Source organism: Streptomyces sp. NPDC051909 (assembly GCF_040681095.1).
Taxonomy (GTDB): Bacteria; Actinomycetota; Actinomycetes; order Streptomycetales; family Streptomycetaceae; genus Streptomyces.
The window spans coordinates 1-19,523 of record NZ_JBFAYA010000032.1 but is presented as its reverse complement, the minus strand read 5'-3'; the positions used below and the strand labels follow the sequence as shown (position 1 = coordinate 19,523).

The following is a 19,523-nucleotide window of genomic DNA, read 5'->3' as shown; positions in this document are numbered from 1 at the left end:
TGGCGCTCGTAGGCGCCGTGCAGGGACATGCTGGTCATGTCCCTGTGCAGAGGCGCGAGACATCGATCCCGAACTCGGCGATCGTTTGCGCTCCCACGCTGCCGACGACGGCCTCCAGCCCGGGCGCGATGGCATCCAGGGCGCGGCCGATACGGTCGTCGTTGAGCAGGTCCGCCTCGATCCCGAAGACCTCCTCGACCGCCCACTCGCGGGCCCAGTCGCCGACCCGCACCAGCGGAGCGGGCGCGGACAGCTGGTTGGCGATCAGGACCTCGATGACCTGCCTGTGGGGCAGATGCGCGACGTCGCGCACCGGGCACAGCTCGCCGATGATCCGGGCCACATCCAGCCGGCGCAGAAATTCGGCATAGGCAGGCAGAGCGCCCAGACGCCTCTCCGCCACCGGCGCGATCTCCGCGTTCATCCGTGGACGACGCACCCGCGGCCGCTCGGCACGCGAAATCATCGACACATCACATCAACGACCAGACCGACAACCGTGCACCGCACGTGCGGTGCACGGGTCTAGATCGTGCGACGCCGTGGAAAGTAGGTAAATTCTACTCACCCACGCTGTCGCAAGATCAAGTAGAAATGATCCACAGAAGGGGGAGTCTGTGTTCAGGTGTAGGCAATGTGGAAGTAACTTCAAGCCGGCGGGAAGAATTGCTTTCGGCCAGTCGCTTTGCTCTCGACTCTGTCGGCAGAGGTGGATTGAGGGAATCAAAAGAGATGTGAGTGCGCGCACGAAGGGCGGTGAGTGTTGACAGATAATTTCATCTGGTGAGTGCGCAGTATCCGATGGGTGTGACTGGATTGCGGTGCATGTTGAGAGTGGCCATCGATCGGGTGAAGGTCGGCGGGCGGATATCAGGCGAGGCCTTCGGGTTGCGGATTCGAATCTGATGTCTCAACCGCTGCAACCGGTGGCCTCTCGTCGACGTTGACCGAGTGGACGGTGGGGCCGTGTCGTCGCGGACCGGCTGGCTCGACCAGAACTGCGGTGCGGTAGGCGATGGAGAAGGACGGCGGCAGCCATCGAGAGGGGTCCTCGGACTGGACATCTCGGCAGGCAGGGGCTTGCCTTGCGTAAGCGTGGAGTACTCATCAGGGTAAGCGCTGCGCAGCAGTACGGTGAAAGACATGACTGACGACCTCGCCTACGACGTGTTCACGCGCACCTGCCCCTCGCGCGGCACGCTGGAGCACGTGACGGGCCGCTGGGGCTGCCTGACCCTGGGCGCTCTGCGCGAAGGGACGTTCCGCTTCAACGAGTTGCGGCGACGGGTCGACGGTGTGAGCGAGAAGATGCTGTCGCAAACCCTGCACGTCCTGGAGCGCGACGGCCTCGTCTACCGCGAGGCCCAGCCCATGAATCCGCCGCGGGTCGACTACCGACTCACCCAGCTCGGCCGCGAGATCGCGGAGTGGCTGATCGGTCTGATTAGTCTGGTGGAGGATCGGATGCCCCAGGTCGAGGCGGCGCGTGAGAGTTATGACGCGGAGCGCGCCGCACCGGACGCGACTTAGTACTGGAACGGTCTTTGTGGTGCCGGTTGGGCAGGCTCGGGTGGTGTGTGGCCGCGTTGTTTGTAGTGGCTGGCGCGGGCTTGGTGTTGTCGTCGGCGTCACCAGTTGGACCAGTGCAGGACGTGGGCGACGGGTGCCGGGGGGCGGTGGATCAGGCGTCTGAGTTCGGGAAGGCTGAGGGGGACGAGGCGCCGGAGGATCCGTTTCTGCTTTCCCGGTGTCGAGTTCGCGGGCCCGCAGGACGGTGAGGCAGGCGTGGGCGGCCATGGCGAGAGTCATGTGGCGGTGCCCGCCGGGATAGCGGCGGACCTGGTAGTCGTCCAGGCCGCATTCTTGCTTGGCGGTCTGGAAGCACTCCTCGACCGCGGGGGCAGTAGGCGATGTAGTAGGAGATCTCCTGGGGCCGGCTCACGCTGTGGCGGGCGATGACCCAGTGCCGGCGGTCTTCCCGGTGCCGGGGCCTGACCTCGACTCTCGCCCAGTCGAAGGCCCGTGGCCCGTGGGAGCCGTTGCCGCAGGACCGGCGCTTCCACTTCTGCCTCGGCAGCCCGTTGAACAAGTCGTGAACCGGGTGGTCCATGGCCCAGCGGGTCACGACTGTGTCGTGACGGGTGGTGGCCATGACAATGGAAGACATCGGCTCGCTCCAGCTCGGTCCGCCAGCTCTTGGAGTAGCTGTAGCCGGCGTCCGTGGTGACCCATCCGAACGGGATCTTCTCCGTGATCGCCCGGCGGACCATTGGCCAGCGGGTCAGTGCCGCAACCGTTGGGCGCCTGCTGCACGGCCTGGGCTACAGCCTGCAGGGCACCGTCAAGACCACCGAAGGTGCCGGCCATCCGGACCGCGACGCCCAGTTCGCCCACCTCAACGCCACGGCCAGCGCCTTCCACGGCCCGGCCGTACCCCGCAGCAAACCACCAACCAGCCAAGAACATATTCCGGGACATACCGCTGGGAGGGGTACCACCGCCGCCGCCAAGGACGGCGGGCAGGGGAGGGCAGGATCCGCCCGGAGCACCGAGGCGGCGCGCCCGCAGGCTCCGTCCAAGACCATGCCCCAGGGGCCGATGACGACGTCAAACTGCCCGTGGGCCGGAAGTGTCGTAACCGGGCCGGCCCGTCGGCCGGTCCGTGACGGGGCGTGTCGTACCCGGCGCCGAGGACCGGGAGTGGGTCATGCTGGCAGACAGCCCCTGGCCCGGCCGGTAGATGGAGACCGGCAGAGAGACCGGCGGGGTGCGCGGCGCTCCCCCTCCCTTCCGCGTACCCCGCTGCACCCGGGCGCCCCCGGAAGGCTTGCCACGAGCTGCCGGGGGCCTCCGCCCCGGCAACCCCAGCAGACTATTTGTCCGTTTTGGGTATCGGTTGCTCAGGGACGGCGGGAGCGGCGGGAGGAGTGTGGTCAGCAGAGGGATGCAGATCCCGGACACACCTCAGGATCCGCACCCGAAGACCAAGAGCAGTTCCTCCCGGAAGTGATCGCCATGTACGCCACCTACGCCACCACTGTTCCAGGCAGCCTGACCGGCCTGACCGGCCTGACCGGCGGTGCGGGCGTGCGGCGGACGGCTGCCGGGGACGGTACCGGTGACACCCGCACGGCGCGCATCCCCGCCCCGCGCAAGCCCGCCGACGACGATCTCACGCAGGCGCTGGAGCACCGGCCGGAAGCGGCGGGCGACGCCCGGCACACCGCCCAGGCGGTCCTGGAGGCGTGGAGGGTGGATGAGGAGACGGCCGGGGCGGTGGTACTGGTGGTCTCGGAACTGGTCACCAACGCGGTCGAGCACGCGCAGGCTCCGCTCTTCCTTCACCTGCACCGCGAACACTCCGGCAACCGGGTCTGGGTCGGTGTCACCGACGGCGGACCCGCCGCCCGCGACGGTGCGTGGACTTCCTCCTGCACCGAAGACGAACACGGCCGCGGGCTCGCCGTCGTCGACATGCTGGCCGACGCCCACGGCACCCACAACCACACCCGCGGCGCCACCCACTGGGCACGCCTCACCACAGCCTGACCCTCCTCCAGACCCCGGCCCCTACCTGACAGGGGGGCCGGCCGGCCCGACCGCACCAGGGGACGCCACGCGGCAGGCCGGGCCCAAGGGCGGGATCCCCAGTCGTCCCTGCGGGATCCCGCCCTTCTTCGTGCGCCAGCTCGCACCGTCCCGGATACCGGCCCCTGCCCCTTGAACCGGTCTCGCACCCCCAGCCACGCGGTGCACCTGGAAGCCGCTATCGGCTGCTGCGTGTCGTCTGGGCCGCGGCCAGCAGATTGCGGATCCCGAGCACGTCCCGACCGGTGCGTTTGGCGATCCGGGCCACCGGCTCTCCACCCCGGTACGCCTCGACGATCCCCGCCGACAACCGCCGGCAGGCCGCGCGGACCGCCCCCTGCGCCGCATGCAGCGCCGCAGCCGCCGCCTCCAGCGTCTTCTCCCCATCTGCCATACCGGCCATCGTGCCGCCCAGGGCCGCACAGACCGGTACGGTGATCACACTCCGGTGACTGGCAAGGAACGGGGCGGTAGGGCAGGCGAGACGCTGGTGACAGTGGTGGCCAACCTAACCGCCGACCCCGAACCGCGCCACACCACCTCCGGCATCCCCGGTCAAGATCCCTGGGCGGCGTGTGTGAGCGGTCCGGGGGTCCCTGTAGAGGGCGGTGTGCAGTGCCGCGGCGAGCTCGCGGGCCCGTTCCTCGGTTTCCACGTCGTAAAGGACGAAGTAGACCGGGCCGGCCACGGAGTCCATGCGGATCTGGCGCGTGCGGATCAGGCGGAGGACCGCCTCGCGGACGGTGTCGTAGACCTGCTCGTCGAGGGTGTGGTGCGCCCCGGCGGTGAGCAGGTCGGCTTTCACCGTCCACCGCGGGCCCTGGCGTTCGACGGCGATGAAGACGGCGTGCTGCCGCTGGGCCTGCTGGTAGGCGGTGGTGAAGGCGTCACCGGTGGTGGCGTCGGGGATCAGGTCAGCGGGGCAGGGTAGAGGCAACGGCTGCATCGTGCCAGGCCGTGCCCCGTGAGGGTGATGCTGCCGCGCAGCGTGTCCTGCCGGGCGAGATATGACCGGGCCGTCCTGCGTTTCGCCCGCCGGTTCGACGCCGTGACCCGGTGCCTCTGGGCGGCGTTGAACCCGGCGTGTCCACCACGACGATGAAGCCGCGCCCCGAGATCGCTGCACAGCGAGGCGGGGAATCGGTTCTCCCCTCTGGGCTGGAGCCGATCTTCATCAGGCTCGTCCAGGAGTGGGAGAGCGCCGGACGTTCAGTCCCCGGGCGTGACGACGAGGAATGGAACCGGCTGACCGGCCGCCCCGTCTGGCCCGGTTCCTGACGGTCGCGGCCTGTTCGTGGCGTGTCACTCGGCGGCTTCGTGAGGGGCCGCAGCGAAGCTTGGCCACCGACACGACAAAGAAAGGCGAAGACGGGTGGCCACGGCGATGGCAGGGGCGGGCGTGGAGGCGGTGGTGCGGCCACTGGAGCCGGCAGACCGGGCGGTGGTGCCGGAGCTCGTGGCGGATCTGCTGCCCGGCTTGCCCGGCCCGACATTCGCCGAACTCGACCAGGCGGTGCACGGTACCCTGCCCCGGCGGCCCCGTGACGCGGGCCGGGCTGGATGACGTGTGCACCGAGGTGCTCGCCTGCGCGGACGATCGGGTGGTGGGCGCGGTGCCCCGGGCGGTGCGGTCCGCAGACGGGGCCGGGATGTTGTTGTGGCTGCTGCCTGGAGGACGAGCAGATCCTGGCCTAGACGCTGATCGAGTGTGGTGGCACGTCTGGGCCGGCGGACGGTGCACGCGTTCACCCAGCCCACCGCCCTGGCGCCCGCAGGGCTCGCGGCGTCCAACCGTCCCGGAACTCGCCGGGCACTGGGGGGTTCTCCAGTACGGACCGGTGGCGCTACCTTCACCACGCCTGGACGACCGCGGCGGTCGCCTGTCTGTATCTGCGGGAGCGGGACGGCACACCCATCGGCGAGGCCGTCGTCCGCACCCCCTCGACGGCGCCACAACCCTGGAATGGGCGCGCCTGACACCACAGCGCCGCAGCGTGGGCAACATCCTTCTGGAACAGTGTCTGGCTCATCTCGCCGACTGCGGCGTCCGCGAAGTCACCACAGTCCTGCCGGTCCCCGCGCACGACCGGCCCGACCTGGACGCCGCCCTCGCACTCCACACCGCCGCCGGCTTCACCGAGATCGACCAGCTCCACACCTACACCCGCCACCCCTGAGCAGGCGAGCCAGATCAGAAGCAGTCGCTCACTTTCGAGGCCGAAGGATGACGAAATAGCCAGGAGGCGACCACAGCTCTGCCGCTGCGGTGCTGTTCTCACCAGCCAACGTCTTGCTGACGGGCTCGCTCGTGAAGTGACCCTCCAGGACAGTCTCGAAACGGTCATCGGGAAACAGCTCACGGACCTGTTCTGGAGTCACAGAGCCGGGCTGCACGCCAGCTCTCATCACTCGCTCCAGTTGAGCCGGCATCCCATTTCTCTGAATCCAAGACTGAAAGTATTCAGGTGCAGTGGGCCCAAGCTCGCAGAGATAGAGAGTCCCCCTCTCCCCAAGTAGTGTTTCAACGGACTCAGCAAAGCGCCTACGACTATCCGGCTGAATGAAATGCAACAGCGTTCGTATATAGAGGTTGACGTCGCCGAATTCTCCATGCAAATCTCGGATAGCTTCAGAGTCGAGCGCATCCAGCACGCGGTACTCAAGACCTGGAGCACCGTATTCACGGCTGGCCATTTCTATCGCGGAGGTCGACACATCGGCACCCAGCACCGTTCCGTAGTGGCGTGCCAAGTACTGCGTCTGGAGCCCTCTGCCACAACCCAGGTCGATAAGTGGTAGATCCGTGTCCATGAAGCGCTGGAACGAATTGTAATCCTTTGCTACTGCGCGCTCGACATCAACGTCCCACATCGATCCGGATTCATATCCGGAGGCAGCTCGACCAGAGGTCTCACCCCAATAAGCCTCCCAAGCATCCTGGAAGCTCTCGACCGCGTTTTGATCACTCATTTTCCAATACCCCACAAGTTGACCATATTGCGAAATTCAGTCGAACGCAGAATCGTCAAAAAATCATGAGTATTTGATACCTAGGCGGCTGGGCAGGCCACGCTGCGGCCGATACGCGTATCCACCTGCACCGAGCAGGCAGGCAGATCGGAACAGCTTCGAAACGAGACTGGGCCTTCCACGCCGCGCCTGTCAGGGGCATGGAGCGGAAGGGCCGGGGAGCACCACGCTAGACGTTCCACGACCCGCCGCCGTTCCAGACACACACCCCAGGATCAAGCAGAAGCCACCCGATCAGGGTGGCTCCCAATCTCACCGCCGATCATGAACCTGCCTCGTCGTGCCGGTAACGCTCCGTTATCCGTGCACCATCCTTCGGTCGTGTGAAACCTTGCTGGCGTTGGGGTTCCCGCACCTGGTGACGGTGCTGGCGGAACGCGTGGTGGTGGAGAGCGGCGTGCTGCGAGTCGCGGCGAGCACGAAGGACGGGACGGCTGCCGTCTGTCCGGGGTGCGGAGCGCCGTCGATGCGGGTGCACAGCCGTTACGGACGCAGGATTGCCAATGCACCGATCAGCACCCGGCCGGCACTCATCGAGTTATCTGTGCGCCGGCTGTTCTGTGACAACCACGGCTGTGCGAGGGTGACCTTCGCCGAGCAGGTCGAAGGGCTGACCAGCCGCTACGGTCGGCGAACGCCCGTCCTGCAGGGGATCATCGGTGCTCTTGGTGCCGTCCTGGCCGCTCGCGCCGTGGTCCGACTGGGGCTGGTGCTGGGCTTCGCGGTCAGCCGGAAGACCGTGCTGCGCGTGGTGATCGCTGCCGGAGCCGGTCTGGGAGGTGCCGCGGGTGCTGGAAGTGGACGAATTCGCGACCAGAAAGGGCCGCCGGCACGGCACGATCCTGATCGACTGCGAGACACGCCAGCCCCTGGACCTGCTGCCCGACCGCGAGGCGGGGACCCTGGCCGCCTGGCTCCGCGAGCACCCTGGCGTCGAGATCGTCTGCCGCGACCGCGAGGCGTTCTTCGCCGAAGGTGCCCGCACCGGCGCCCCGCAAGCCCTGAGACCCGGCCCGGACCGGCGACCACCACGGCCACCGGCAAAGGCGGGACGCGGTCGCGCTGTACCAATCGCGGCCGGAGCGACGATTAAGCAGATCGCCGCCGATCTCGGGGGCAATCCCGAGACCTGCGCAACTGGATCCGGGCGGCTCGCACCGGCAGCCCTCACCCAGTTCCGCAGCCTCTCCGGATTGATCCCCAGATCGGCGGCGACCGACCTGATCGCCGCGCGCCGCGACTCGTACAGCACGACCGCGTCCGCCTTGAACTCCGGCGGATAGTTCTTCATGACCGCGAGATGTCCGTTCTCAGATCCTCAGGATCCAGTGTCCCGTGTGTTCAGCATCGGGGGGCAAGGCCCGTTCACGGTGCCGCTCGGCACCCCGCCGATCAACCCGTTTGCAGCGATCTCTCCACCACTCAAGGGTTTTGACCTGGGGGAAGCGGGCGGTGCGGATCCGCATGACGGTGCCACCGGCCGCCGACGGCTCCTCTGTTTGGCCCGGCACTAGCCCTGGACCAGACATCACCGCCGCCATCGACCGGCTTACCCCAGCTGGCAGGCCCCGGCTGACCGACGGATTCCCCCTTCGCCACTGCTCCGTACCCGGAGCAGTGGAACCCGGCGCCACCCCGAGGCGATGCTCAGGCCCGGAACCTGCCTCACCCCACCACGCGAAAGCGTCCACCGACTCCGTCGGCGGACCGTCACGAAAGTTCGGAGGGCTAGGTAATGATTACTCAGCCGCATGGTGACTTTTCAGCGTCTCCTTGGAGGTGCAGCCGACCAATCCAGACCTCTTGGCGACAAAATGACTTTCATCCCTTACAGGACCTCCTCCGGCCTCCACCCGAACTGTGCGGTCGCCTTCTCAACCGGGGACCCGTTGAACGAATCGTCGTCGCAACCGAGGCCGACGGACGAGTGCTCAAAACAGTGGGGCTCGACTACTTGCGGCGACTCGTACAGGACGCGATATGGGAGAAGCAACGCCTGCAGGGGGACGATATTCAGATCGTCAGGCACGGTGCACTTCCCAAAAACTTCAAGCGGCAAGGTGCGGCGCCGCGCTTGCCGACGTAAGTGCGAAGCCGCCGAGCCTGCCATGCGGCGCACAGCGGAGACACGGATGACAGCCAACCTCGATTCCCCACAGTTAACAGGTGGATCGCGGATCATCGGCATCGACTCCTGACGCCCGAGGTTGTGGAATAGCCGCTTTCAATCCCCAGGGCATCGCGTGACGGAGTTCGTCCGCCGAATCCGCCAGCCTGAACCCCGGAAACCAGTGGTGCGAGACGGGATAAAAGAGGTGAGATGAATGGGGTCGTATTCTGTACGCGATTCCACTTACAGACGGCTATTTTCGGCCCTTGAAAAGGGAGACGTCCTGGACGTGTCCGCAGTCCGAGGCCCGTCAAGTCCGGAGAGTCAGAGGCTCGTCTCGGAAGTGTCAACATTCCGGGGAAGAACCTATTATGAGGGAGGGAGGCGTCCGTTCTTTCGTTGCGGTGACAGTTTTTCAGACGAGCAGGATCTCGATTGGAACGCATTTCATGTTCAGCTGCGAGAAGGGCAGTCAGATCAACTTCTCGGTGCCGTCCGAACCGTCCCGTACTCTTGGATTCCACCTGGTACTGGTGCTGTGGAGAGGATGTTCGGTCCAGCTGCCTCTTCTGTTCTCTCGCGACTCGGAATTCCTCGGGATCAGGTAGTCGAAGGTGGACGCCTCGCGGTCAGCCAGGACTTTCAGCACTTCACCGTAGGCCCGCTGCTGGGGCTGGCGTGCCTGGTGATGGCGAGAGTACTGAAGCGGTCACTGGCCTGGGGGCTGGTCGGCACAGCTGCTAATCAGCATCTGATGCTCCAGCGGCTTGGCTGCACTATCCACGAGGACGTCAGCGCACCAGAGCCCGAATACGACGACACCCTGGTTCTCTACACGTTCCACCCGTATGCGGTATCCGCCTCACTGGAGTGGGCGGTCACTCATCTCGAGATCCTCCTGGCTCGGTCATTGGACGCATCACTCGATGTAAACCAGGAGACACCTCGAGCGAACTCGAGCTAGCGACTGATTGGCGTTCCAGAGAATGAATATGACCCTCCGCGCAAAAGGAACCCGCCTGCTGTCGGTCGGCCACTTCCAGCCCGATCGCGTGGTTCCAAATTCTCATTTCGAGAAAACTGTCGACGCAAGTGACGACTGGATTCGTCAGCGAATCGGAGTGGTTACCCGACGCTTGGCCGGGCCGGACGAGTCGGTGGTCGACATGGCCGTCAAGGCCGGAGCTTCCTGTCTCGCGGAGAGTGGACTTGAGGCTGACGAGATCGATCTCGTTGTGGTAGCCACCTGCTTCTCGGTCCACCGACTCCCCAACGTGGCCTCCCAGGTCTCCGCCCGTCTGGACCTGCGCCACCCAGCCGCTATAGATGTCAACACGGCCTGTTCTGGCTATGTACACGCGCTCGCCCTGGCTCAGCACTCCGTGCTCGCGGGTGCTTCCCGCCGCGCACTCGTTATCGGAGCCGAGAAGGCGTCGGACTTCATGGACTGGAACGACCGCACGACATGCGTCATCTTCGGTGATGGCGCCGGCGCAGCGATCGTCACCGCCTGTGACCGTCCCGAGATGGGGCCCGTGGTCTGGGGCGGCGACGCTGAAAAGGGGTCTGCGATCAGGATCGACCTGACCACAGACAAGTTCACTCAAGACGGCCAGAGCGTATTCAGGTGGGCCACCAGCGCGCTGGCACCTGTGGCTCTGGAAGCGTGCACGCGGGCAGGGGTAGATCCCACCGCTCTCACGGCATTCGTCCCACACCAGGCCAATGTCCGCATCATCGACGCGATCGCACGAAAGATCGGCGCGACTCGCGCTGTGATCGCGCGAGATGTTGCCGAATCCGGCAACACGTCCGCGGCCTCCATCCCCATAGCTCTGTCCAAACTGAAGCACTCGGGCCAGATCCGCGGCGGAGACCTCGTACTCCTGCTGGGCTTCGGAGGCGGTCTGTCCTACGCGGCGCAAGTCGTCGCATGCCCCTGACTGGCAGTGCCGATCCAGGCCTCCTCAGGCCGCCCGATTCGACTCACTACCGCCTTCCCAGCCCAACAGGCACCTGCCAGCCCGCCGTGCCCGTACAGAAAGGCCATGCTATGAATGGCGACATCCCCACCCTGAGCTTCCGGGAGAGGGCTGTATCCACTATCCGCAGCAACTCCGGATCCGAGTGGTACGAGGACGTGAGCGCCGCGGGCGCTGACTCAACCTGCGTCGAGATCCTCCGGGCCGACAAGGTGATGGCCTCCGCCGTGGTTGAGCGGGCCGAGCACTGTACGTTCGGCCAGAACAGCGGAGTACGCCCTGAGCAGTTGCGGCAGTCGATCGCCATCCGCCGGGTGCGGGTTGCCGAGGATGCGCCACAGGCGGCGTTCCCCGCCATTCTCTACCTGGCACTGCGCCGTGGCCGGATATGGGGGCGCCACACCGCCGTGGCCCAGGTAGCCCCGCGGACCGCAGCCGGCCTGGGCGCGGTACTGGGCTTCACCCCTCTGAGCAGGGCTACCTCGCCCCCCGGATACACCGCGGTCTGGCACCGCGTCGACCAGGCGGCTCATACAGCGTTCGAGGCAGCGGCAGACCAGGAGCTTCGCCAGTGTCTGAAGTCCGGCTTCGTACCGGAACTGGTGGAGGTACTGCACCGCTGGCTCCCCAGCTACTACGCAACACCCTTCTTCGAGTCGATCCGGTCCGGCACTCTGGCGAAGGAGCAGTACATCTACGCGATGTCAAACATCCACCAGTTCGTCCGGTGGACAACCCGTCTGATCGCACGAGCCGTTTCACACTCGCACGGCCGAAACCTTCGAGATCACTGGCTGAATCACCTCAAGGGCGAAATCAACCACGAACGGATCATCGAGAGTGACCTCGCCGCACTGGGCGCCGATGTCCAGTTCGTAACGTCGGACATGGTGCCCTGCCCCAGTGTCTTCCAGTTCATGGCGGGACAGCAAAGTTCATCAGGCTTCGAACAAGATCCTGTCCTGCTCATGGCGTCCCCCCTGGTCGCAGAGGGGCTTTCCGCCAACATGGACGAGGATCTCATCGCCCAGCTGCACGTCCAGGCCGCGGCGTGGGGCATAGACCACCCCCCGTCGGTAACCCGATTCCTCTCCTCCCACATCGGGTTTGACGGCGGAGACGACGGCCACTGGGCGCGCACTTGCAACATGCTGGAACAATGCCTCACCGACGACGCTGAACTTCAGAAGTTCCTCGTCGTGATGAGGCTCTCCATGAGTGCCTTCCATGACGCCTTCACCGACTTTATCGATCACCTGTCACTGCATACCCGCTGATTCTCGGAGCCTTTTTCACGTGTGGACCGTGGGTGAGGATGGCTGCCGCGGCTGACGTGCGCGGGTTGGGGCTGGCGCGGGCGTGGCGGAAGAGCCTCCACTGTTTGATCCGGGAGATCGTCTGTTCGACAGGGGCGCGCAGAGCCGCGTGGACCCCGGCGCCCTGGTATCCCCTTGTCCGCCAGGACCTCAAGGTCCGGTTGCGCCCGGACCTCGACGCCGCGGTGCTCGCGAGCGGACCTCACGTCGTGGTGCCGCCGCCGGGCGGGGGCGGGGAGAGCCACGGGAGCCCGCCCTCCGGCGGGTTCACACCCTCGTGGCGGACCTTGCCGGAGAGGTGTCCTCCGGCGGCGGCCGGCCGGTAGCCGTCGGCGTGGTGGCCCTCCGCTCGCGCACCACGCCGGCGCGGACCTCTACTCTGCGGGCGGACCACCAGTTCCCCGGTCTTCGGGGATAGCAGTCGGTCTTCCGGGCCCGGTTACGGTGCTGGCCAGGGTTCTGGCCAGCGGCCCGCATCGTCACATAGAGGGCCACCGTGTGGTGGTCGCACCCGGCCAGCTCGGCCGCCGCGCGGTAACTCCCCGTGAAGTCGTAAGCCTCGGGGATCTCCACGATCTCCCTGCTGTTCCTCACCCGCTCGAGCCTCGCCGAGCAGGACTCGTCGGGCGAGCGGGGAGAAAACTGGCCGTACCCAGGGAATCCCGTGGCCATCAGTGGGGCGGTAAACGGCTGCCTATGGGGAGCTTGTTAGGCTCTGATCCACTTCTTGTGGGTCGGTGACATGGCGTTACAACCGGGTGGAGGGATGGCCGTTCGTGTGATTGCAGTGTGTTCTCGACGTTCTCCACGGCGTTCTCCCGTCTGTCCGCCGTGGTGGTGGACGAGGTCAGAGCAGAGGGCGGCGGGATAGCCCTCACGGCACGGACGGTGACCCGCGAGGTGGCTTGCCCCGACTGCGGTACCGTGTCCGGCCGCGTCAATGGTGCTTAACGGCGGCGCCTGGCCGACCTCGCGGCGGCCGGGCAGGCCGTGATCGACCTGCTGGTACGACGCTTCCTCTGCCTGGCAGCAGGGTGCGGTCGCCGCACGTTCGTCGAGCAGGCGGACGGGCTCACCGAGCGATTCGCGCGGCGCACGCCGCTCCTGCGTTACTCGCTGGAGAAGATCGCACTGGCACTCGCCGGACGTCCCGGCGCCCGGCTGGCCGCGCACCCGTCCATCCCGACGAACGCGAACTCCCTGCTCAGAATCGTACGCAGGCTTCCGGACAAGCAGGTCGACGCCGCACCGCGTGTGCTGGGCGTCGATGATTTCGCTCTGAAGAAGGGGCACGTCTACGGCACGATCATCTTGGACATGGAGACCGGCGAACGCGTCGACGTCTTGCCAGACCACACCGCCGAGACCCCTCACCGTGTGGCTGCGCGCACATCCCGGAAGCGGAGATCGTCTGCCGGGATAGGGCCAGTGCCTATGCCGAGGCAGTACGCACCGCCTGCCCTGACGCGATCCAGGTCGCAGACCGCTTCCATTTCTGGAAGAACCTGTGTGAGGCCCGTCGAGAAGTGCATTGCTGCGCACCGCAGTTGCCTCGTCGAGGCTACCGAGGACGCGCCTGCTGATGTCGCTGCCGAGCAGGAGGTGTCGGGCGACCGGAGGGGATGCGCGTCATCCGGCGCCGCGAGCGTCACGCTGCCGTGCACGCCCTCAATCGCAAGGGCGTCCCGATCCAGGTGATCTCCGAGGCTCTCGGGCTGGACCGCAAGACGGTGCGTCGGTATGCGCACGCGGCCACGCCCGAGGAGGCACCGCTGGGCACCGGATCGCGCCTACTCGCCCTACCTCCACCAGCGCTGGAACGAGCGCTGCACGGCTCCACGATGAGATCGCCGAGCTCGGCTTCACCGGCAGCAAGAGGACCGTGCGCCGGCAGCTCCAGGAGATCCGGGCGAGCGGCAAACCCGCGCCCGACAAGCCCAGGACGCTGACGGTCCGCACGGCCACCTGGCTGATCACGCCGCACCCGGACCACGTGGACGAGAGCAGCGTGCTCAGCTCAAGGAGCTCCTGTCGCGTCGTCCCGAACTGGACGCCGTCGCCGCGTGCGTCCGCTCCTTTCACTGCGATGATGACCGAGCGCCGAGGCAGATACTCCTCGCCGACTGAAGGCCGTCACCCTCCGGAACCCACAGAAGTGAATCAGAACCGCTTGTCATGACCGCCGTCGGCAGGGGCGACGAATGAAGTGTGGAGCTGGCCACCCCGGTGAATCCTGTGGCGGTGTGGGAGTGGATCGAAGACCAGAATCGAAATTGCGCATCGAGAGACCGCCCGGAAAGCCGACTTGCGCCTCCACGGACGCCTGGGGCCGGGGCCGGCCGACCCGGTCGCGGCCCGAGGGGAGGCGAGGCCGTCGTTAGATGAACGCTTCCAAGTGAACATGGCCCCTGGACGCGCTCTCTACCGAACCAGACTCTGTAACCCTTTGTAAACAGGTGAGGGCGTCCAGTCAGATCGAAGCTCCGCCATCGAACACTGACACTTCATTCTGATCTGCATGCATGATCTGAGTATCGAACACTCAGGACTGGCTCCCGCCTGTTGATCAGGCTGTTTCCTGGCTTTGAGCTCTGCTCTGCCATTACGCAGCGTATTTACACCGACTCGAGTTCAGGAGATACAGATGAGCCACGTCCCCGCAGACGGCATTACCGTCAACCACGCCGAGGTCGCCCTCGAGCCCGGCAGCCAGCTGAACCACGCCGAGGTCGCCCTCGAGCCCGGCAGCCAGCTGAACCACGCTGAGGTTGCGCTTCGGTACTGACCGTTGCGGTTGGTGTTGTTGCTCGGGATGAGCAGATAACGGGGGCGTGCGGCCGTGCCCGGTGAGGTTCGGTCCTGGTCGGCGGTTCCGAGGGGCGGGGTCTGTGCTTAGGCGCGGGCCCCGCTCTGCTTCTCGATGGAAGGGTTTGCTTGTGGTGTCGGTGTCAGAGGGGCTGCTGCGGGCGGTGGCCGAGATGGTGGACGAGCATGGAGCGCGCGATGGGACGGGACTGCTAGCGGCAGCCTCGGCGGTTGGGGAGGAGGCTGGCGAGGGAGCGGAGGCTGTTGCGCTGGCGTTGCTGACGCTGGGGATACGGGCGCGGGACGAGCGTGACCATCTACGGGCCGGGCGGCTGTTCGAGCTGGCCTCCGAGGCAACTGTCGGCATGGGCGATGTGCCGCTGTGGGTGCGGGCTCGCGCTCTGCTGGGCGGCCTGTACCGGGCCCAGGGCAGTTATAGAGAGGCGGAGGAGGTATTGCGTGAGGCGTTGGCAGCGGCTGAGGAAGCAGCTGCCGTGCCCGGGAGCATGCGGATCGATGTGTGCAACGAGCTGGGGATCTTGTTCAAGTACACGGGGAAGTTCGATGAGGCGAAGTCGTTCTACGAGCGGGCCCTGACGCTGTTGGAGGGGAACAGCGTCAGCGATCAGCGAGCGGCGGCATCACTGCACCACAACCTGAGTGGTCTGGCGCATTCACGCGGTGACTTCGCCGCCGCGGTGGAGCCGGGCCGGCGTGCGATCGCCATCCGTGAGCGGGCGTTGGGGCCGGACCATGTGGAGGTGGCGCTGGACAAGGCGGCCCTGGCCCCGGTGCTGATCGAGCTCGGCGAGCTCGACGAGGCGGAGACGCTTCTGACCGAGGCGCTGGCGACCATCGAGGAGACATACGGTCCGGAGCACTACGAGACCGGTGTCGCGCTGGGGAACCTGGCCGCCCTGGCTTACAGGCGCGAGGACTACACGCGGGCGGAGGAGCTCTTCGACCGCTGCCTACGGCTCAAGGAGCAGGCCCTCGGAACCGGGCACCCGGAACTGGCGGTGACCTTGAACAACCTGGCGGCTCTCGCCGGCCGCCACGGCGATCCGGATCGTGCGAGGGCTCTGTGGCAGCGGGCCGTGACCATCCTGGTGGCCTCGGTCGAATCCGGCCACCCACTCCTGGGCACGGTCCGCCGCGGCCTGGAAACGCTCGGGCCAAAGGATTCGGCATGACGACGAAGCTGCCCCGCCTGGCTCACGGGGCCTGGTGGGTGCTGGGCTCGGAACTGGTTTCCGCGCTCGGGTCGGGTATGACCGCACCGCTCCTGGTGGTGTATCTGCACGCGGTACGCGGCATCCCGCTCGGGCTCGCGACGCTGGCGGCTGCGGTGGGCCCGTTGGTCAGTGTGTTCGGCAACCCCCTCGGCGGCGTGCTCGCCGACCGCTACGGCGCCCGGCGCATCACCATCACGGGCCTGATTCTCGCCGCCGCGAGCACCGCTGCGTTCGGGGTGGTGCACTCGTTGTCCGCTGTTGTGGCGGCGATCGCCCTGATGGGCGGCGGCCTGTCCATCGCCCTGCCCTCCCAGGACAGTCTCCTCGGCCACCTCATCCCGCCCGAACAGCGACCCACCGCCTTCGCCCTGCGCTTCCTGTCACTCAACCTCGGACTCGGCCTCGGCGGCCTCCTCGCCGCACTCGCCGTCGACACCCGCCACCCCGCCTCCTTCACCCTCGCCTACAGCCTCGACGGCGCCACATTCCTCCTCGCCGCGCTCGCCCTCACCACCCCCGCCCTGCGGGCAGTCACACCCGCCCGTGCCCGGCGCATCCCGCTGCGGGAAACCCTGCCCCGCAGCCGGCCGCTATGGGCCGTCTGTGGCCTTGGCGCGCTGCTGACGCTGGTCGGCTTCAACCAGTTCAAGATCGCCACCTACGGCATCACCGGCGCAGGGACACGGCTGCTTGCCTTGGCCTACCTGGCCAACACCCTCACTGTCGTCGCCGTCCAGATACCCGTCATGCGCCTCACCCGAACCTGGCCCAAACACCGGACCCTGGCCACCATCGGCATCCTGTGGGCCGCGGCATGGCTGCTGGTCTGGTCGGCGGACCGCTGGACCGGCTACCTGGTCATCGCCGCCGGCGTCATCGCCCTCGGCGAATGCCTCATGGCCGTCAGCCTCTCACCCCTCATCAACGACCTCGCCCCCGACGCCGAACGCGGCCGCTACAACGCCGCCTTCCTCATGTCCTGCACCCTCGGCAACCTCACCGTCCCCGCCCTCTCCAGCGCCATGCTCTCCACCGGGCTGGGCGCCCATCTCGCCCTCACCCTCGCAGCCCTCGCCTGCGCCATCACTCCGCTCAGCCTGCGCCTGCCACGCCACACGCCAGCAACCGACACCACCCGCAAGCCCGAAGCAGCACCCGCCCGCTGACCAGCCGAGAGACCGGCCGCGTCCCCCGGGCCCCTACGCAGGCTCACGCGCGCTCGGCTGGTTGCTGGTCGTCGGCATACGCCGGCGCCCGGGGGACTCCCGCTCGACCGGTACCTCTACCGCGGCCAGGTTGAGGCGGCCATGTCGAGGTTCACGCCCTCGCTGGGGACATCGCGCATCCGGCCGACATCCCGGCCCGCCAAGGACCGGGGCCAGGTATACGCCCTGCTGTGCCCCGTCACGCTGACCGTGCCCGACTAGACGACGTGATCCGGGCCCGGGGTCTCGCCGCCTGCCCGTAGCGGTCCGGCGCGGGCGGGGCTCCGTGAACGGAGTGGAACACCGCCCGTCGAGAACGCCGCGGGTCGCGGCCGCCAGCTTCAGTGCGTCGGTGACCAGGTCGGTGCGCGTGTGGTCGGCGATGGACCAGCAGACGACCTTGCGGCTGAAGCAGGCCAGGACGGTCGCGAGGCAGAGGAACTCCCCGCCCGCGAGGGGGAGATAGGTGATGTCTCCCATGTGTTTCAGGCCGCGTTCAGCGGTGGTGAAATCCCGCTGGAACAGGTCCGGCACCTGTGAGGCTGCCGGGTTCGGGACGGTGGTGCGGATTCGTCTGCGCAGGCGGGTGCCGGTGATCGGGAAGGCCCGCATCACCCGGGCGACGCGTTTTCGTTGACCCGCAGACCCGTTTCGCGGAGTTCGGCCGTCACCCGCGGAGAGCCGTAGGCGCCGCCGATTCGCCGTGGACCTCGCGGATCTTCTCGGCCGTGAGCCGGTGCTCGTGCCGCCGGGCGGCCCGGTTCTCAACACCGGCGAGCCACTTGTGGTAGCTCGAAAGCGGTTTACCTCCAGGACCTGGCAGAGCCGCTTGACCTCGTAAGCGTCCCGGTGGCCGTCGACGAACTGGAAGCGGCTCCTCACCAGTTCGTCTCTCCGGCGAAATACTTGGCCACCTTGCGGAGTATGTCTCGCTCGGTCGCCAGCTTCCGCTCATTCGCCTTCAGCTCGGCCACCCTGGTCCTTGAGCTGCAGGATCCGTTCGTCCGGATCTGCCGACGGTGGCGTCTGCCCGCTCCGGGCCGGCGCAGGGGCGTTCACGGTCCCGCAGCGCCCAGCGCGGGTCGCCCGGTTGATGATGCCCAGGTCAGCGGCGATGCTCTTCTATGTAGCCCCGGGCGTGGACCCGTGCAGGGCCACGGCATCGGCCTTGAAGTCGTCCGAGTAGTCCTTCATCACCATCGGCGGTCTTCTCGCTTCCTCCGGATCAAGCAGATCCAGTATCAGCGTGTCCACCACTCAGGGGGAGACCCAGGTTCCGTAGAGCAGCATGACCAGCACACCGATGGTGTCCGTCACAGCGGAACGGGCTCGCCGCAGCCCACGGCGAGCTGCAGCCAGCTCAGTTCATCGGTGGGATCGGCCTGCGTGAGCAGCGCCTGCTGAATACGGTCCCAGGTTCCGTCGGCCAACCATCGGTGGTGCCGTTTGATGACGCCACTCCACGAGCCGTAGGACGCGGGCAGAGCGCGCCAGCTAGTGCCGGTGTGGTATTTCCAGGCGATCGCTTCGATCACCTGGCGGTGAGGACGCCACCGACCGCCCCGAGATGGTTTCGGGGCGGGAAGCAGCGGCTCGATCCGGGCCCACTGCGCGTCGCTGATGAGCAATTTCACCTCTGCGAGGGCCGCCTGATTACAGCCGGTGTCATTGGCAACGCTGTGGCCATCTGCTGCAACCCTGCGGCGCTCATATGGAGTCTTGCCTCCCCACACTCCCACACGCTCGCGACCCTGCAATGCGACTTGCAGACAGAACTTGTCCACGGGGCAGCGGGCGCATACCTGCTTGGCAGACTGAACCCAGTTAAGGCCCGGCTTCCCCGCGCCGTGACGGAAGAAAAGGTTCGGGTCGACAGCCGGGTCGGCGCAGGCCGCCCGGCGCCTCCAGTCACTCACGCCGCCGCCAGGCGCGGCATACCGCCCACCTGCCGACGCCTTCAGCTGTGTCCTCTGATCTCGCATTACCATGATCCACTTACTCGCTTAACGCCTGGTCAGTTTCTTTGGCCTTCCTCTGAGGGGAACACAGCCCTGCACCGCGGCTTTGAGTAATCCCTACTTAGAGGTCGTTTTCGTTCGATATTTCATCCCGAGATGGGTTGTTTGGCGGCCTTCTTCGGGTCTCGCCAGGAGATGGTGTTCTCGCTGGTGAGGCGGCGGGCCGCGAGGTCGGTCATGGCGATGTGGATCATGGCTTCGGAGCGGGTGGGCCGGGTTTCGTAGTCGCGGGCG

General features: G+C 66.7%; 15 protein-coding genes and 8 pseudogenes. 12 read left to right on the top strand and 11 right to left on the bottom strand.

Translation table 11 applies throughout. The features are described 5' to 3' along the window. Positions 1 to 34: 34 nt before the first annotated feature. Positions 35 to 424, bottom strand: a complete 390-nt coding sequence (locus tag AB0M18_RS32390; protein ID WP_365764373.1) for a DUF4277 domain-containing protein — start codon at positions 422 to 424, stop codon at positions 35 to 37. Positions 425 to 1,143: 719 nt separating this feature from the next. Between AB0M18_RS32390 and AB0M18_RS32385 the strand changes: the two genes are divergently transcribed. Continuing rightward, positions 1,144 to 1,530, top strand: a complete 387-nt coding sequence (locus tag AB0M18_RS32385; RefSeq protein ID WP_365764371.1) for a helix-turn-helix domain-containing protein — start codon at positions 1,144 to 1,146, stop codon at positions 1,528 to 1,530. Positions 1,531 to 1,719: 189 nt separating this feature from the next. Here the strand turns inward: AB0M18_RS32385 and AB0M18_RS32380 are convergent. Further along, positions 1,720 to 2,288 (bottom strand): annotated as a pseudogene (locus AB0M18_RS32380) (IS701 family transposase); the annotation flags it as partial. On the opposite strand from AB0M18_RS32380, the pseudogene AB0M18_RS32375 reads away from it, so the two are divergent. Together AB0M18_RS32375 and AB0M18_RS32370 are read left to right on the top strand one after the other, a co-directional pair. Beyond that, positions 2,281 to 2,403 (top strand): annotated as a pseudogene (locus AB0M18_RS32375) (ISAzo13 family transposase); the annotation flags it as partial. The pseudogenes AB0M18_RS32380 and AB0M18_RS32375 sit on opposite strands and share 8 nt — an antisense overlap. 612 nt (positions 2,404 to 3,015) lie before the next feature. Continuing rightward, entirely contained in the window at positions 3,016 to 3,549 is a 534-nt protein-coding gene (locus tag AB0M18_RS32370) for an ATP-binding protein (RefSeq protein ID WP_365764433.1), read from the top strand. A 217-nt stretch (positions 3,550 to 3,766) separates the two neighbouring features. On the opposite strand, the gene AB0M18_RS32365 is transcribed toward AB0M18_RS32370, so the two are convergent. After that, a complete protein-coding gene (locus AB0M18_RS32365) occupies positions 3,767 to 3,982 on the bottom strand; it encodes a hypothetical protein (protein WP_365764369.1) in 216 nt (71 codons plus the stop codon). A gap of 114 nt (positions 3,983 to 4,096) precedes the next feature. Continuing rightward, positions 4,097 to 4,534 carry a hypothetical protein gene (locus tag AB0M18_RS32360; protein WP_365764367.1) on the bottom strand — a complete coding sequence of 146 codons (438 nt, stop codon included), beginning with the start codon at positions 4,532 to 4,534 and terminating at the stop codon, positions 4,097 to 4,099. A gap of 1,048 nt (positions 4,535 to 5,582) precedes the next feature. Between AB0M18_RS32360 and AB0M18_RS32355 the strand changes: the two genes are divergently transcribed. Next, the gene (locus tag AB0M18_RS32355) at positions 5,583 to 5,765 is read left to right on the top strand and encodes a hypothetical protein (RefSeq protein WP_365764365.1); all 183 of its coding nucleotides are present in this window, start codon (positions 5,583 to 5,585) and stop codon (positions 5,763 to 5,765) included. A gap of 28 nt (positions 5,766 to 5,793) precedes the next feature. Here AB0M18_RS32355 and AB0M18_RS32350 read toward each other — a convergent pair whose 3' ends face one another. Next, positions 5,794 to 6,558 carry a class I SAM-dependent methyltransferase gene (locus tag AB0M18_RS32350; protein ID WP_365764363.1) on the bottom strand — a complete coding sequence of 255 codons (765 nt, stop codon included), beginning with the start codon at positions 6,556 to 6,558 and terminating at the stop codon, positions 5,794 to 5,796. A 340-nt stretch (positions 6,559 to 6,898) separates the two neighbouring features. Here AB0M18_RS32350 and AB0M18_RS32345 point away from each other — a divergent pair. Then, positions 6,899 to 7,177, top strand: a pseudogene (locus AB0M18_RS32345) (transposase family protein); the annotation flags it as partial. 220 nt (positions 7,178 to 7,397) lie between these two features. Beyond that, positions 7,398 to 7,607: pseudogene (locus AB0M18_RS32340) on the top strand (transposase); the annotation flags it as partial. 221 nt (positions 7,608 to 7,828) lie between these two features. On the opposite strand, the pseudogene AB0M18_RS32335 reads toward AB0M18_RS32340, so the two are convergent. After that, positions 7,829 to 7,909 (bottom strand): annotated as a pseudogene (locus tag AB0M18_RS32335) (hypothetical protein); the annotation flags it as partial. A gap of 1,811 nt (positions 7,910 to 9,720) precedes the next feature. Here AB0M18_RS32335 and AB0M18_RS32330 point away from each other — a divergent pair. Next, the gene (locus AB0M18_RS32330) at positions 9,721 to 10,671 is read left to right on the top strand and encodes a beta-ketoacyl-ACP synthase III (protein WP_365764361.1); all 951 of its coding nucleotides are present in this window, start codon (positions 9,721 to 9,723) and stop codon (positions 10,669 to 10,671) included. A gap of 110 nt (positions 10,672 to 10,781) precedes the next feature. Beyond that, the gene (locus AB0M18_RS32325) at positions 10,782 to 11,987 is read left to right on the top strand and encodes a hypothetical protein (protein ID WP_365764359.1); all 1,206 of its coding nucleotides are present in this window, start codon (positions 10,782 to 10,784) and stop codon (positions 11,985 to 11,987) included. A gap of 418 nt (positions 11,988 to 12,405) precedes the next feature. Here AB0M18_RS32325 and AB0M18_RS32320 read toward each other — a convergent pair. Next, positions 12,406 to 12,620 (bottom strand): annotated as a pseudogene (locus tag AB0M18_RS32320) (IS21 family transposase); the annotation flags it as partial. A 797-nt stretch (positions 12,621 to 13,417) separates the two neighbouring features. On the opposite strand from AB0M18_RS32320, the gene AB0M18_RS32315 reads away from it, so the two are divergent. From AB0M18_RS32315 to AB0M18_RS32300, 4 genes are all read left to right on the top strand, one after another. Beyond that, a complete protein-coding gene (locus AB0M18_RS32315) occupies positions 13,418 to 13,609 on the top strand; it encodes a transposase (protein ID WP_365764431.1) in 192 nt (63 codons plus the stop codon). Positions 13,610 to 14,670: 1,061 nt separating this feature from the next. Next, positions 14,671 to 14,811 (top strand): hypothetical protein, encoded by a 141-nt coding sequence (locus AB0M18_RS32310; RefSeq protein ID WP_365764357.1) that lies wholly within the window; start codon positions 14,671 to 14,673, stop codon positions 14,809 to 14,811. Positions 14,812 to 15,004: 193 nt separating this feature from the next. Then, on the top strand, positions 15,005 to 16,024 hold the full coding sequence (locus AB0M18_RS32305; protein WP_365764429.1) for a tetratricopeptide repeat protein: 1,020 nt from the start codon (positions 15,005 to 15,007) through the stop codon (positions 16,022 to 16,024). Beyond that, the gene (locus AB0M18_RS32300; RefSeq protein ID WP_365764355.1) at positions 16,021 to 17,232 is read left to right on the top strand and encodes an MFS transporter; all 1,212 of its coding nucleotides are present in this window, start codon (positions 16,021 to 16,023) and stop codon (positions 17,230 to 17,232) included. The genes AB0M18_RS32305 and AB0M18_RS32300 overlap by 4 nt, the downstream gene beginning before the upstream one ends. A 33-nt stretch (positions 17,233 to 17,265) precedes the next feature. Here the strand turns inward: AB0M18_RS32300 and AB0M18_RS32295 are convergent, their stop codons facing one another. The 4 genes and pseudogenes from AB0M18_RS32295 to AB0M18_RS32280 form a co-directional block, all read right to left on the bottom strand. After that, positions 17,266 to 17,751 (bottom strand): DDE-type integrase/transposase/recombinase, encoded by a 486-nt coding sequence (locus AB0M18_RS32295; protein WP_365764427.1) that lies wholly within the window; start codon positions 17,749 to 17,751, stop codon positions 17,266 to 17,268. 833 nt (positions 17,752 to 18,584) lie between these two features. Next, positions 18,585 to 18,905: a transposase gene (locus tag AB0M18_RS32290; protein WP_365764425.1), complete on the bottom strand. Its 321-nt coding sequence runs from the start codon at positions 18,903 to 18,905 to the stop codon at positions 18,585 to 18,587. A 75-nt stretch (positions 18,906 to 18,980) separates the two neighbouring features. Continuing rightward, positions 18,981 to 19,253: pseudogene (locus tag AB0M18_RS32285) on the bottom strand (WhiB family transcriptional regulator); the annotation flags it as partial. Between the two features lie 122 nt (positions 19,254 to 19,375). Beyond that, positions 19,376 to 19,523, bottom strand: a pseudogene (locus tag AB0M18_RS32280) (IS5/IS1182 family transposase); the annotation flags it as partial.